Annotated in this window: 15 protein-coding genes; 7 read left to right on the forward strand and 8 right to left on the reverse strand. The window is 68.5% G+C overall.

Features of this window, described 5'->3' with window-relative positions; genetic code table 11:
• Positions 1-86 precede the first annotated feature (86 nt).
• The gene (locus NK1_RS02105; protein ID WP_063007040.1) at positions 87-866 is read left to right on the forward strand and encodes an HAD family hydrolase; all 780 of its coding nucleotides are present in this window, start codon (positions 87-89) and stop codon (positions 864-866) included.
• A 502-nt stretch (positions 867-1368) separates the two neighbouring features.
• Here NK1_RS02105 and NK1_RS02110 read toward each other — a convergent pair.
• Positions 1369-2112: a Fic family protein gene (locus NK1_RS02110; protein WP_063007041.1), complete on the reverse strand. Its 744-nt coding sequence runs from the start codon at positions 2110-2112 to the stop codon at positions 1369-1371.
• 167 nt (positions 2113-2279) lie between these two features.
• Here NK1_RS02110 and acs point away from each other — a divergent pair, with 167 nt between their 5' ends.
• The 4 genes from acs (at position 2280) to NK1_RS02130 (ending at position 7214) form a co-directional block, all read left to right on the forward strand.
• Positions 2280-4268, forward strand: coding sequence for an acetate--CoA ligase (gene acs / locus NK1_RS02115; protein WP_063006893.1), 1989 nt, complete (start codon positions 2280-2282; stop codon positions 4266-4268).
• A 210-nt stretch (positions 4269-4478) separates the two neighbouring features.
• Positions 4479-5690, forward strand: coding sequence for a Na+/H+ antiporter NhaA (gene nhaA, locus NK1_RS02120; RefSeq protein WP_063006894.1), 1212 nt, complete (start codon positions 4479-4481; stop codon positions 5688-5690).
• Between the two features lie 39 nt (positions 5691-5729).
• Entirely contained in the window at positions 5730-6221 is a 492-nt protein-coding gene (locus NK1_RS02125) for a phage holin family protein (RefSeq protein WP_063006895.1), read from the forward strand.
• A gap of 21 nt (positions 6222-6242) precedes the next feature.
• Positions 6243-7214: an alpha/beta fold hydrolase gene (locus NK1_RS02130; RefSeq protein ID WP_063006896.1), complete on the forward strand. Its 972-nt coding sequence runs from the start codon at positions 6243-6245 to the stop codon at positions 7212-7214.
• Between the two features lie 13 nt (positions 7215-7227).
• On the opposite strand, the gene NK1_RS02135 is transcribed toward NK1_RS02130, so the two are convergent.
• From NK1_RS02135 to nth, 4 genes are all read right to left on the reverse strand, one after another.
• On the reverse strand, positions 7228-8421 hold the full coding sequence (locus NK1_RS02135) for a MarP family serine protease (protein WP_063006897.1): 1194 nt from the start codon (positions 8419-8421) through the stop codon (positions 7228-7230).
• Positions 8418-9167: an NUDIX hydrolase gene (locus NK1_RS02140; RefSeq protein WP_063006898.1), complete on the reverse strand. Its 750-nt coding sequence runs from the start codon at positions 9165-9167 to the stop codon at positions 8418-8420. The genes NK1_RS02135 and NK1_RS02140 overlap by 4 nt, the downstream gene beginning before the upstream one ends.
• 114 nt (positions 9168-9281) lie before the next feature.
• The gene (locus NK1_RS02145) at positions 9282-9935 is read right to left on the reverse strand and encodes a TlpA family protein disulfide reductase (protein ID WP_063006899.1); all 654 of its coding nucleotides are present in this window, start codon (positions 9933-9935) and stop codon (positions 9282-9284) included.
• Entirely contained in the window at positions 9932-10639 is a 708-nt protein-coding gene (gene nth, locus NK1_RS02150) for an endonuclease III (RefSeq protein WP_063007042.1), read from the reverse strand. The genes NK1_RS02145 and nth overlap by 4 nt, the downstream gene beginning before the upstream one ends.
• A 262-nt stretch (positions 10640-10901) precedes the next feature.
• On the opposite strand from nth, the gene NK1_RS02155 reads away from it, so the two are divergent.
• Together NK1_RS02155 and NK1_RS02160 are read left to right on the forward strand one after the other, a co-directional pair.
• Positions 10902-11141 carry a hypothetical protein gene (locus NK1_RS02155; RefSeq protein ID WP_030516432.1) on the forward strand — a complete coding sequence of 80 codons (240 nt, stop codon included), beginning with the start codon at positions 10902-10904 and terminating at the stop codon, positions 11139-11141.
• 268 nt (positions 11142-11409) lie between these two features.
• Positions 11410-12084: a Crp/Fnr family transcriptional regulator gene (locus NK1_RS02160; RefSeq protein ID WP_019044571.1), complete on the forward strand. Its 675-nt coding sequence runs from the start codon at positions 11410-11412 to the stop codon at positions 12082-12084.
• Between the two features lie 31 nt (positions 12085-12115).
• Here the strand turns inward: NK1_RS02160 and NK1_RS02165 are convergent, their stop codons facing one another.
• From NK1_RS02165 to sp36, 3 genes are read right to left on the reverse strand one after another with little or no spacing between them, the layout of a single operon-like run.
• Positions 12116-12907, reverse strand: coding sequence for an MBL fold metallo-hydrolase (locus NK1_RS02165; protein WP_039775561.1), 792 nt, complete (start codon positions 12905-12907; stop codon positions 12116-12118).
• A gap of 9 nt (positions 12908-12916) precedes the next feature.
• A complete protein-coding gene (locus tag NK1_RS02170; RefSeq protein WP_063006900.1) occupies positions 12917-13384 on the reverse strand; it encodes a RidA family protein in 468 nt (155 codons plus the stop codon).
• The gene (sp36, locus tag NK1_RS34165; RefSeq protein WP_085997207.1) at positions 13381-13545 is read right to left on the reverse strand and encodes a Sp36 family protein; all 165 of its coding nucleotides are present in this window, start codon (positions 13543-13545) and stop codon (positions 13381-13383) included. Before sp36 ends, NK1_RS02170 begins: the two co-directional genes overlap by 4 nt.
• Positions 13546-13596: the final 51 nt, after the last annotated feature.

A 13596-nucleotide genomic window follows, 5' to 3' on the forward strand; every position in this document is an offset into this window, starting at 1 on the left:
CCGGGGATACCGGGCACCCGCGACACCGCAACGACGCAGCAGCGAACCGCGCGCACGAGACGAGGGCTGCGCCGTCCGCACCCCGGATCGCCGCCTTCTTCGATCTGGACAAGACGGTCATCGCGAAGTCGAGTGCGTTCGTCTTCAGCCGGCCGTTCTTCGCCCAGGGACTGATCGATCGGCGCACCGTCCTGGAGTCCAGTTACGCGCATTTCCTGTTCCTGCTCTCCGGCGCCGACCACGACCAGATGGAGCGGATGCGCGAACACCTGACGAAGATGACGGCCGGCTGGGATGTGTCGCAGGTGCGCTCGATCGTCGCGGAAACACTGCACGAACTGGTGGATCCGCTGATCTATGCCGAAGCCTCGGATCTGATCGCCGACCACAAGATCCGCGGCCACGACGTCGTGATCGTGTCGGCGTCCGGCGAGGAGATCGTCGCCCCGATCGCCGCCGCGCTGGGCGCCACCCATACCGCGGCCACCCGCATGGTGGTCGAAAACGGTAAGTACACAGGCGAAGTCGAGTTCTACTGCTACGGCGAGGGCAAGGTCGAGGCGATCGAGAAACTGGCCGCGACCGAACACTACGACCTCTCGCGCTGCTATGCCTACTCCGATTCGATCACCGATCTGCCGATGCTGTCGGCGGTCGGACACCCCACCGCGGTCAATCCCGACCGGAATCTGCGACGCGAGGCGATGGCCCGGGAATGGCCGATCCTGACCTTCTCGAATCCGGTGTCACTGTGGTCGCGCATTCCCGCGCCGTCGACCACGACCGTGGCCGCCACGGCGGTGGTCGGGGTGAGCGCGGTACTGGCCGGCGCCCTCAGTTACCGGCTGCTGCGCCGGCGTCGCTGAGGGCGGCGCTCCGGGCGCATCGAGGCTGGTCAACGACGCGCAACCCATCGATGTAACCACGATTCGAGGGGCCACACGCCGATTATGAGTAATGTCCTCTCGACCCTTGATGTGAGGGGGCTCACAGAGTAACAATGGACCCACGGAGGGGCGGAAGGCCAAGATCGAAACGGAAGAGAAGGTTCGATCTCCCATCCGCACTTCCCAGCACGGACGCCAGGCACCCACGCGGAGCGCGCCGCGACAAGGGCAGAAGCGTTGTGGGCCTGCGAAATTCGAACTCACGTCGGCAATGGCCTCGCACAGGTTGCGGGGATGAACCGGCGGGGTTCGGATGATCGCCGAGGCCGCAGAACACAACCCGACAAGCACGCTTGGTAACCGGGTAGTCCGTGCTAGCGGGCGGTGAGGCCGACGACGGCTATGCCGCCCGCTTCGATGTGCGGACCCGTTTCGCCCTCGCTGCGAGCAGCACTCGTTCCGCCCCGTTCATCCCCCGCGCTCATCCCGCCGCATCGGCGATCGATCGCGCCTCGCGGGCACCGTCCTCCAGCGCGCCGCAGCAGAACACCACCCAACCGCCCACACCCTCGGCCGTCCCCTCGGCGAAGCCCGCCGCGGCGTCGACGTAGGCCTGACGGCGCCGCAACCAGAAGACCTCGGGCACGCCGAGGCTGTGCGGATCCAGGCCGCTCGCGACGGCCACCAGCCGGGACGCCGCCCGCGCCACGACGCCGTCGGCGGAACCGAAGGGGCGCAACGACATCAATTCGCCGTGCACCACCGCGGCCAGCACGGGGGCCGACGCATTCGAGGTCAGCACGGTCTGAGCCAGCAGATCGAGCCGTTCGGCGACACCCGGTTCGGACCGCGGGCGGCCGAGACCGATTTCGTCGTCGACCAGATCGGCCGCGGCGAGCAGATGCAGACGAGCCAGCGCCTGCAGCGGCGCGCGTTGCCACACACCGACCAGATTGCGCAGCGCGTCACCGTCGAGGGCCTGCCCGACCCGCAGCGCCCCCGCCAGAATCGGGTCGGCGACCCGGCCGTCGGCGGGCAGTTCGGTGGCCCCGCCGTCGATCGCCGCCGAGGACCGCGCCGCGCGGACCGCCGCCTCAGCCGCCGTCGTCGGCCAGCCCCGCCGGTTCGCCTTGTGCCGGTGAACGTCGGCGAGCGCATCGCGGGCGCGGTCGGCCGCATCGCGGACACCGGGCAGCTCGACCAGGGGTTGCAGCACATCGGTCACGACCCACACGCTAGCCGAGCGCACCACACGGCCGGCCGGGGTCCGCGTCCCGGGCCCACCGTTCGGGACCGGTACGCGGCGCAGGTCACAGTCCGTTAGGGTCACATCGTGGCCGCGGTCACGCTGCGGCCGACGCGTATCCGATGGACAGGCCCGATGGAGGCGAGATGACCGACACCACCGCTGAGCACCGAGACGTGTACCCGCCTACCGCCGAATTCGCCGCGGCAGCCAATGCCGATGCGTCCATCTACGAGCGGGCAACGGCGGATCGCGACGGGTTCTGGGCCGAGCAGGCGCAGCGGCTGCACTGGCATCAACCGTGGGATCGGGTGCTGGACTGGGACGACGCCCCGTTCGCGCGCTGGTTCACCGGCGGCAAGCTCAACGTCGCCTACAACTGCGTGGACCGCCACGTCGCCGACGGCTACGGCGACCAGGTCGCCATCCACTGGGAGGGCGAGCCCGGCGATTCCCGCTCGATCACCTACGCGCAGCTGCAGGCCGAGGTCTCCCGAGCCGCCAACTACTTCACCGAACTCGGCCTGGTGGCCGGCGACCGGGTCGCGATCTACATGCCGATGGTTCCCGAGGCCATCGTCTCGATGCTGGCCTGCGCGCGGCTGGGCCTGACCCATTCGGTGGTCTTCGCCGGCTTCTCCCCCAGCGCCCTGCGCCAGCGCGTCGACGACGCCGAGGCCCGCCTGGTGATCACCACCGACGGCCAGTGGCGTCGCGGTAAGGCCGCCCCGCTGAAGGAAGCCGTGGACGAGGCGCTCTACGCCCACGGCGACGTGCCACACAGCGTGGAACACGTGCTGGTGGTGCGGCGCACGAACATCGAGATCCCGTGGACGCAGGGCCGCGACCTGTGGTGGCACGAAACCGTCGCCCAGGCGAGTCCCGAGCACGAGGCCCAGCCGTTCGATGCCGAGCACCCGCTCTACATCCTCTACACCTCCGGCACCACCGGCAAACCCAAGGGCATCCTGCACACTTCCGGCGGCTACCTGACCCAGGTCGCCTACACCCACCACTACGTCTTCGACCACAAACCCGGCGCCGACGTGTACTGGTGCACCGCCGACATCGGCTGGGTCACCGGGCACTCCTACATCGTCTACGGCCCGCTGGCCAACCGCGCCACCCAGGTCGTCTACGAGGGCACCCCCAACTTCCCCGACGAGCACCGGCACTGGCAGATCATCGAAAAGTACGGTGTCACAATCTATTACACCGCCCCCACGCTGATCCGCACCTTCATGAAGTGGGGCCGCGAGATCCCCGACGCCCACGACCTGTCCTCGCTGCGTGTGCTCGGCTCGGTCGGCGAACCGATCAACCCCGAAGCGTGGCGCTGGTACCGCGAAGTCATCGGCGCGGGCAGCGCACCCATCGTCGACACCTGGTGGCAGACCGAAACCGGCGCCATCATGATCTCCCCGCTGCCCGGCGTCACCGCCGCCAAACCCGGCGCCGCCATGGCACCGCTGCCCGGCATCTCCGCGAAAGTCGTCGACGAAGAAGGCAACTCCGTCGAAATCGATCGAACCGAAGCTGAATCTTCGGACCGCTCCGCAAGCTCCGCGGTCGTCGGATACCTCGTCCTCGACCAGCCCTGGCCGTCGATGCTGCGTGGCATCTGGGGCGACGACGAACGCTACAAGGCCACCTACTGGGAACGTTTCGCCTCCCAGGGCTGGTACTTCGCCGGCGACGGCGCCAAGATCGACGCCGACGGCGCCCTGTGGGTCCTGGGCCGCGTCGACGACGTCATGAACGTCTCCGGCCACCGCATCTCCACCGCCGAAGTCGAATCCGCGCTCGTCGGACACCACAGCGTCGCCGAGGCCGCGGTCGTCGGCGCCAGCGACGCCACCACCGGACAGGGCATCGTCGCCTTCGTCATCCTCACCGGCGGCTCGAACAACTCCGGACAACAGCTGGTCGACGAGCTCAAGGCCGAGGTCTCCCGCGAGATCAGCCCCATCGCCCGCCCCCGCGAAATCCACATCGTGCCCGAACTGCCCAAGACCCGTTCCGGCAAGATCATGCGGCGCCTGCTGCGCGATGTGGCCGAGGGCCGCGAACTCGGCGACACCTCCACCCTGGTCGACCCCAACGTGTTCGAAGCCATCCGCGCCTCCAACGCCTGATCGACCACACTTGTCGAGCCCACGTCCGGTGCCGCACCGGACGTGGGCTCGCCCGTTCGCGCCGGTGGAATCCGAAGGCTGCGGTAAACGGCAACCTCGGAACCGGTAAAATTTCGTCGAGGAGTGCCGGGAAGTCTGGTCGGCGTGTGGTTGGTGAGCCCGTTGCGGGAGTGCCCGCCGCAGTCGCCGTCCGCTCCCGAAAGGATCTCCGTGATCGTCGCGCTGCGCTCCGAGCTCGCTCGTTATCTCCGCACCGAAACCGTCGGCGGCGCATTGCTGCTCGTCGCCGCGGCGGTCGCGCTGCTGTGGGCCAACTCTCCGTGGCGCGACAGCTATTTCGCGATGGTGGACACGCCCCTCGCGATCCCGCCGCTGCATCTGGACCTCACTCTGGGCGATTGGACCGAGGACGGTCTGCTCGCGGTGTTCTTCTTCGTCGCGGGGCTCGAGCTCAAACGCGAACTCGTCGTCGGTGAGCTGGCCGATCGCAAACGGGCCACGCTCCCGGTGGTGGCCGCGGTGGGCGGCGTGATCACCCCGGCGGTGATCGCCTTCACCGTCGGCTGGGGTGTGCCGGGGATGGATCGCGGCTGGGCGATTCCGGTGGCGACCGATATCGCCTTCGCGCTGGCGGTGCTGGCCATGACCGGCTCGCGAATTCCGGCCGGGGCGAGGGTGTTTCTGCTCAGCCTGGCCGTCGTCGACGATCTCATGGCGATCGTCTTGATCGCGGTGCTGTTCACCACCACGGTGGCCGTCGGCTGGCTGGCCGGCGCGGCCGCCTGCTTCGCGGGCTGGGCCGTGGCGCAGCGGCTGCGTATTCGTACCCCGCTGGTGTATGTGCCGCTGGCGCTGCTGGCGTGGTACGCCCTGCACGAGGCGGGTATTCATCCCACGCTGGCGGGGGTGATCTGCGGGCTGCTGACCCGGGTACGCCCGGATCCGGAGGAGGACGAGGCACCGGCGGCCCGGCTCGAGCATCTGTTCCAACCGATCTCCGCGGGCGTGTGCGTCCCGTTGTTCGCGCTGTTCGCCTCCGGAGTTCCGTTGTCCACCAAGGTTTTCGGCGAGATGTTCACCTCGCGGCTGTCGCTGGCGATCATCGCCGGACTGCTGATCGGCAAGACCGTGGGCATCTTCGGCTCGAGCTGGCTGGCGATCCGGTTCGGAATCGCCAGCCGGCCCGCCGGTCTCGGCAATCGGGATATGTCGGCCCTGTCGGTACTGGGCGGGATCGGTTTCACCGTTAGCCTCTTGGTGGCAGAACTCGCGTTGCCCGACCGGGCCGCGACCGAACTGGCGAAGGCCGCCGTGTTGATGACGTCCTTGGCGGCCTCTCTGCTCGGTTCGGCGCTACTGTTGCGGCGTGGGCGGGCGCATCAGGCGCGGCGAGACGCGAGTGCGGCCACCGAATACGAGTGAAGGCCGGACAGCACCGGGACATGGAGAAGGGTCGAGCAATTGAGCTTCACAAACGGCGGTAACGACGCGGGCCGAAACCGGACCATCACCTCGATTCCGCTGTCCGAGGTCGATACCACCGCGAATGCCAGCGTCGGGGATCTGGTGCGCGACGCCGCCGAGCAGATGTCGACGCTGGTCCGCGCCGAGGTGGAGCTGGCCAAGGCCGAGGTGACCGGCGAGATCAAGAAGGGCCTGCAGGGCAGCGTCTTCTTCATCGGCGCGCTGACGGTGCTGCTGTTCTCGTCGTTCTTCTTCTTCTTTTTCCTCGCCGAGCTGCTGGATGTGTGGCTGTACCGGTGGGCGGCGTTCCTGATCGTCTTCGTGCTGATGATCGTCGTGGTGGCGGTGCTGGCGCTGCTCGGCTACCGGAAGGTCCGCAAACTGCGCGCGCCGGAGAAGACGATCGAATCGCTCAAGGAAACCCGGACGGTGCTGCCGCACGGCTTCGGCTCACACGCCGACGGCCCGGCCGGCAAGCCGACCGCATAGTCCGGCGATTACGCTTTCGGCGTGTCGTCGAATCCGCTTCCCGATCCGTCCAGCGTCCGCTTCGACGGCCCGTGGACGCACCGCGACGTGCACGCCAACGGCATCCGCTTCCACATCGCCGAGGGCGGCGCCGACGATGCGGTGGGCGACCCCGCGCGGCCGCTGGTCGTCCTGCTGCACGGCTTCGGCGATTTCTGGTGGTCGTGGCGGCATCAGCTGACCGGCCTCACCCGGGCCGGCTATCGCGCGGTCGCGGTCGATCTGCGCGGGTACGGCGATTCCGACAAACCTCCGCGTGGCTACGACGGCTGGACGCTGGCCGGTGATATCGCCGGCCTGGTGCGGGCGCTCGGACATACCGACGCCACCCTGGTCGGCCATGCCGAGGGCGGGCTGGTGTGCTGGGCGACCGCGGTGCTGCATCCGCGGGTGGTGCGGTCGATCGCGCTGATCGCGTCACCGCATCCGGTGGCGTTGAAACGGGCCGTGCTGCGCGATCGTCGCCAGCGTGCCGCCTATCTGCCGAATTTCCTGCGGTACCAGCTGCCGCGGTACGGCGAGCGCCGGCTGACCCGCCAGGACGGATTCGAAATCGAACGTCTCGTGCGCGAGCGGGTCGCGCCGCGGTGGGCGGGCACCACGGAGTTCGTCGACACCGCCCAGCGCATGCGCTCGGCGATCCGGATACCCGGCGCGGCGCACTGTGCCCTGGAGTATCAGCGCTGGGCCTTCCGCAGTCAGTGGCGTCCCGACGGCCGCCGCTTCCTGGCGGCGATGCGCGAACCCGTCCGCGTGCCGACGCTCATCCTGCGCGGCGACGCCGACCCCTACATGCTCGAATCCACCGTGCGCGGCGCCGGCAAACTCGCGCCCGGCCGCCGCGTGGTCACGATTCCGGCGGCGGGGCACTTCGCCCACCAGGAGAATCCGGACGCCGTCACGACGGAACTGTCGAAACTGCTGGGCGACCCGGCCACCGCGCAATACGCCTGACGCGAGCGGATCCTCAGCTCAGGACGCAGTCACCGGTGCCGACGGGCGAGGTCGAATTCGACGCGGCCTCCAGATCGGATTCGACCTCCTTCAAGGTGAGTACGTAGCCGGTGTCGTCGTCGGTGACCGCCGCGCCGAAGACCACGCCCAGCACCTCACCGTCGGTGTCGACCAGCGGGCCACCGGAATTGCCGGCGCGGACCCGGCCGCGCACGGTGTAGACCTGCCGTTCGACGGTGTTGCTCTTGTAGATGTCGGGACCGGTCAGTTCGAGCGTCTCGCGCACCCGGGCCGCGCTGGCGGTGTAGGGGCCACCGCCGGGGTAGCCGAGGACGATCGAACTCTGGCCGGATTTTCCGGGCGAGGGCGCGAGCGGGATCACCGGCGCGTTGAGTCCGGGAACGGCCAGGATGGCGACGTCCTTGGACGGATCGAACAGCACGACCGTCGCGTCCAGGCGACCGCGCGCGGTGTCGACCTGCACGGTGGAGGTGCCCGCGACCACGTGCGCATTGGTCATGACGCGCTCGGGCGCCACGACGAATCCGGAACCCTCCAGCGCGCGCTGGCAACTCGGCGCGACACCGTTCACCCGCAACACGCTGTGCTGAAGATTCAGAGCGACGGGCGTGTCGAGAACGCTCGGATCCGGCGGCTCGACCGCGGCGATCGGCGCACGGCCGAACGGGCCGATCACCTCCGGCAGGCCCGAGGTGTTGAGCAGTTTGGAGAATTCGTTCGGCACCCGGCGCAGCCAGTTCGGCGCGACCTGGTTCACGTCGGCGAGCACCCGGGAGCCGTTGACCGCGGCCGCGATACCCGGCTGGGACGACGATGCCAGCGGCAACGCCAGCAGCCAGGCGGTGACCAGCACGGCCACACACTGCAGCGCCGCACCCACCACACTGTCGATACTGCGGGTGAACGGATGCCGCATACCGCTGCGCGCCGCGCGGCCGAGCACCATGCCCGCCACCTCGCCGACGATCACCAGCGCGACGATGAGCACGACGCCCACCAGGACGCGCTTACGGCCCTCGCTGATGTGCTGCAGGATGTGCGGCGCGATCAGGATGCCGGCCACCGCGCCGAGCACCACACCGAGAAATCCGAGCGCCGAGGCCACCGCACCCTGTCTCCACCCCGAGGTGGCGGCCAGTAGCGCGATGATGACGACCGCGAGGTCGAGCCACCCGGAACTACTCATAACGTCATCCCCACTGCCGCGAGCGAAGTCTGCAGATCACGCACGTCGTGGTGATCCCAGTCCCGCTCCCATCCCGATACCGCAAGCAGACCGGCGAGCACACCGGCGGTGAAACCCCAGACGAGCATGCCATCGACCGCGAAGGCCGGGCCCATGTACCCCAGGGGATGGCGAACGACGAATCGGTTCGCCGGGTCGATCAGATCCGCCAGCGGCACCCGCACCACGCGGGCGGCTTCGGTTTCGCTGACCACCCCCACCTCCCCGGGCGTGCGCCAATACGCGACCACGGGCGTGACGTCGAACCGGGACGGTGGGACGAAGATCTTGGGCAGGACGGCGAACGGTTCCACACCCACGGGGTCGAGACCGGTCTCCTCGCGCGCTTCGCGCAGTGCGGTGCCGATGGGACCGTCGTCACCCGGTTCCACCCCGCCGCCGGGAAAGGCGACCTGCCCGCGGTGTTGCCGCAGGGTGGCGGCGCGCTGGGTCAGCAACACGTCGGCGTCGGCCGGGAGACCGCCGCGCGCAGCCGGATCGGACTCCGGGGAGCCGCCGAACAAGACGAGGACGGCGGCCTCGCGGGGGCGCAGGGCGGCCGCGGCCACCTTGCCGGCGGTGCGTTTGAGCACTTGATTCACGCCTGTCGGATCGGCCGGTTCGTGTTCGGCGACTCCGCGCAACCAGTCCGGGATGTCGGTGGCGAGCAGGTGCGGCCGGTCCTCAGTTGTCGAATTGTCGTTCATCTCGGAGCTATCGGGCACGGACGCGGTCCTCCACGGTTGTGCGTACTGCCTCCGCGTCCGGTCCGTACCGGTCGTACCGGATCAATCCCTCGCCTGTCCTCGGGCCGTGTCCGCTCACACCCGCACCCCCAATTCCTGCGCGACGGTGGCGGCGACATCGTCGGCGGTATCGAACGGCCGGACCACCACCTTCGCGATCGAACCGTCGGCGCGGACCAGGACCGAGACCGGCAGGACGGCCGGCGCCCGCACCGCCGTACGCACCTTTCCGGCGCCGTCCTGTGCACCCGGCAGATGCACGTCGAGGTCGCGCAACCGGGCCATCGCCTTGCCCTCGTCGGGATCGCTGTGCACGGTCATGACGGTAAGCGCGCTACCCGCGCGGGCCGAGAATTGCTGCAGCGCGGGCAGTTCCCGCGCGCACGGCTCACACCAGTAGGCCCACAGATTCACCAGCGCCGGACGGCCGGCCAACGCCTCGCCGAGGTCGACCGGACGTCCGTCGGCCAGACATTCGAGGGTGATTCCGGCCAACGGCCCGGCGGCAGGCGTCGGTGGCCGCCCCGTCGGATCACCCGGGCGCGGGCAATCGGCCAGTGCCGCCGCGGCACGCTGCCCGTCGGACACCGAAGCCGGCCCACCCTGGACCGCGGTGGTGGTGACGGACGGACCGCGATCGTCGCCGCGCGGCCAGACCGCGACCGCGAGCGCTACCACCGCTATGAGAATGACGAACGCCCATCGCCACGCCGTCGGGACCGATTTCACCGGCCCACCAATTCGAGCAGATGCTCGGCCTCGGGTCCCTTCACCAGTGCGGCGGCCGTCACGGGGTCGGTCGGGCCGATTCCGAACGAGGGGCAATCCTTGGCCAGCAGGCAGGCGCCGCACGCCGGTTTACGGGAATGGCAGACGCGACGGCCGTGGAAGATCACCCGATGCGAGAGCATCGTCCATTCCTTGCGCTCGATCAGTTCGCCGACGGCGTGTTCGATCTTGACCGGATCGTCCTCGGTGGTCCATTTCCATCGCTGCACCAGCCGCGAGAAATGGGTGTCGACAGTGATTCCCGGCACATCGAAGGCGTTGCCGAGGATGACATTGGCGGTCTTGCGCCCGATTCCCGGCAATTTCACCAATTCGGACATCGTGTGCGGCAGCACGCCGTCGTGCTGTTCCACCAGTGCCTGTCCCAGCCCGATCAGCGAACTCGTCTTGTTGCGGTAGAAGCCGGTGGGCCGGATGTATTCCTCGAGTTCCGTGCGGTCGGCCGCGGCATAGGCCTCGGCGTCGCGGTACCGGGCGAACAATGCCGGCGTCGTCAGATTCACCCGGACGTCGGTGCATTGCGCGGAAAGGATTGTGGCAACGGCCAATTCGAGCGGGGTGGTGAAATCCAGTTCGCAGTGCGCGTCGGGAAATGCCAGCGCCAGTGTGCGATTCATCCGCCGGGCGCGGCGTACCAGACCCAGCCGGGTTTCGTCGGCGAATCGGCCGGCCGGTTTCGAGTTCGCACGCGCGGATTTCTGCGGAGATTTTTTTCGAGCCGCAGAACTCGATTCGGTCGATGTGACCGACGCCGCATCGATGGCCGTCGCGGCCGTCTCGTGCCCGTTCACGGCGGTGGATCTGGGTTCACGCACTCGTCCACCATACGGAACCGCACCGACGTGAGCGCGATCGCGAACAATCCCCGTGTTCCATCTGAGACCTTCTCCGTGTTTACTCACCCGTATGCAAGGACTCGCTGTGGTGCTCTTCCCGGTGGTGTTGATGCTTTTCGCACTGTTCATGGAACGTGTCGAAAACCGCCTGCGCAAGCTGCTCGAACCGGGTGAAGAGGTCCAGCAATATCTGGACAGGGCCAGCAATGCCGAGGTCAACGAGCTGGCCAAGTTGGGCGTGCCCGCACACGCCGGCTCCGGAGGCCGCCGCCGTAATCGCGACGAATTGGACGTCGCCCAGGCCAGCTGACCCGATTCCGCCGTCCGGCGATACCGCCGCCCCGACCCGCGAATACCCGAGCCCGGGAACTTTCCGCGACGCCGCGCCCGTTCACAAACCGCACGTTACGTGGTGTCTGTCACTACGCTGCGTGGATGGCAAGTAGACTGCACTGTCGGCCGAACGCTTCGGTCCAGCACTGTGGCGAGCGACGCCGAGCCAGGCGGCAGCCTGCGTACCACGTAGGGACCCGCTGACGCCGCAGTAAGCAACGTCAATTCCCATAAGGAGCACATTCGTGGACGAGGCCCTCGCCAGAGCAGGCATCTTCCAAGGCGTCGAGCCCACCGCGGTGGCTGCTCTCGCCAAACAGCTTCAGCCTGTGGATTTTCCACGTGGCCATGTCATTTTCAACGAGGGCGAGCCCGGCGATCGGCTGTACATCATCACGTCGGGCAAGGTGAAGATCGGCCGCCGTTCCCCGGACGGGCGCGAGAACCTGCTGACCATCATGGGCCCGTCGGACATGTTCGGCGAGCTGTCGATCTTCGACCCGGGCCCGCGTACCTCCACGGCCACCACGGTGACCGAGGTGCGTGCGGTGACCATGGATCGCGATGCGCTCAAGGCGTGGATCGACCAGCGGCCGGAGATCGCCGAACAGTTGCTGCGGGTGCTCGCCCGTCGCCTGCGGCGTACCAACAACAACCTGGCCGACCTGATCTTCACCGATGTCCCGGGTCGAGTCGCCAAGGCGCTGCTGCAGCTCGCGCAGCGGTTCGGCACTCAGGAGGCCGGTGCCCTGCGGGTCACCCACGACCTCACCCAGGAAGAGATCGCCCAGCTGGTCGGCGCCTCGCGCGAGACGGTGAACAAGGCCCTGGCCGATTTCGCCCACCGCGGATGGCTGCGGCTCGAGGGTAAGAGCGTGCTGATCTCCGATTCGGAGCGGCTGGCTCGCCGGGCGCGGTAGGGATTTCCCACCGCGCTCCGGCGCATCCGGCTCAGTTCCGGCCGCGCAGATAGGCGAGCTGGGCCTTGACCGAGCTGCGCGCGGCCGGCCACAGCCGTTTGTCCACATCGGCGTAGACCTTCGCCACGATCTGCAGCGGTGTCGCGTTCTCACCCAGTTCGCGCAAGGCCGCCCGCACCTGGTCCAGGCGCTGATGCCGATGCTCGATGTAGTAACCGATCACCGGCTCGGCTTGCGGGTGGTCGGGGCCGTGCGCCGGGAGTAGCGCACGGCCCGGGGCGTGCCGGGCGAGCAGCGCGAGCGAGTCGAGATAGTCGCCGAGTGCGCCGTCCCGCGATTCCAGCACCGTCGTACCGCTGCCGAGCACGGTATCGCCGGTGATCAGCGCGTCGTCGAGCAGCAAACTGACCGAATCCTGGGTGTGCCCCGGGGTGCCCAGCACCGTCAGGCGCAGCCCGGCCGCCTCGACCACCTCGCCGTCGGTGAGCGGCGCCGAGGAACCGGACAGATATTTCGGATCCATCGCCCGTACCGGCGTTCCGGTCAGCTTCACCAGCCGATCGATGCCGCCCGTGTGGTCGTGATGGTGATGGGTGATCAGCGTCAGCGCGATATTGCCGTCGGTGGCGCGGGCGATCGCCTCGCTGTGCGCCTTGTCCTTGGGCCCCGGATCGATCACGACACAGTCGGACCGATCCGGCGCCCGCAGAATCCAGGTGTTCGTACCCTCCAGGGTCATCTGGTTCGGATTGTCGGCCAACAGCACCGACGCGGTCCCGGTGACCGGCCGCAGTTGTCCGTACGCGGGATGAGTGAGGGTCATCTCCCTTGCCTACCGCACTTCGGCGATCAGCTCCACCTCAACCGGAGTGTTCTTGGGCAACTCGAAAACGCCGACCGCGGACCGGGCGTGCACGCCCGCCGCGCCGAAGACCTCGCCCAGCAGCTCGGACGCGCCGTTGATCACCAGCGGCTGATCGGTGAAACCCGGCGCGGAGGCGACGAATCCCACCACCTTCACGATTCGCACGACCGTGTCCAGACCGACCAGATCGTGGACCGCGGCCAGCGCGTTCAACGCGCACAGCCCGGCCGCACGCGCGGCGTCATCGACGCTCACGTCGGCACCCACCTTGCCGGTCGCCGACAGCGCGCCGTCGACGAACGGCAGCTGGCCGGCGGTGTAGACCAGCGAACCGCTGCGCACGGCCGGAATGTAGGCGCCCGCCGGAGCCGCGACCGGCGGCAGGGTGAGACCGAGCCGTTCGAGGTTGGCCCGCCAGTCGGTGCCGGCCGTCACTGCTTGGGCCGCTTCAGGTAGGCCACGTGCTGCTCACCGGTCGGCCCCGGCAGCACCGTGACCAGTTCCCAGCCGTCGGCGCCCCACTGATCCAGAATCTGTTTGGTCGCATGCGTCAACAGCGGCACCGTCGCGTATTCCCACACCGTCACATCGCTCATGTCGCAGAAGCGTACTGGGTGAACCGACGGTGAAATGTGCGGCCGAGCGAC

It is taken from the genome of Nocardia kruczakiae NBRC 101016 (genome assembly GCF_001612965.1).
In the GTDB taxonomy this organism is placed as follows: Bacteria; Actinomycetota; Actinomycetes; order Mycobacteriales; family Mycobacteriaceae; genus Nocardia; species Nocardia kruczakiae.

Excerpts from the sequence above, each read along its gene's own strand:
- NK1_RS02155 (WP_030516432.1), top strand. The coding sequence starts at position 10,902 with ATGCAAGGACTCGCTGTGGTGCTCTTCCCGGTGGTGTTGATGCTTTTC.
- acs (WP_063006893.1), top strand. The coding sequence starts at position 2,280 with ATGACCGACACCACCGCTGAGCACCGAGACGTGTACCCGCCTACCGCC.
- sp36 (WP_085997207.1), bottom strand. The coding sequence starts at position 13,545 with ATGAGCGATGTGACGGTGTGGGAATACGCGACGGTGCCGCTGTTGACG.
- NK1_RS02140 (WP_063006898.1), bottom strand. The coding sequence starts at position 9,167 with ATGAACGACAATTCGACAACTGAGGACCGGCCGCACCTGCTCGCCACC.
- NK1_RS02135 (WP_063006897.1), bottom strand. The coding sequence starts at position 8,421 with ATGAGTAGTTCCGGGTGGCTCGACCTCGCGGTCGTCATCATCGCGCTA.
- NK1_RS02165 (WP_039775561.1), bottom strand. The coding sequence starts at position 12,907 with ATGACCCTCACTCATCCCGCGTACGGACAACTGCGGCCGGTCACCGGG.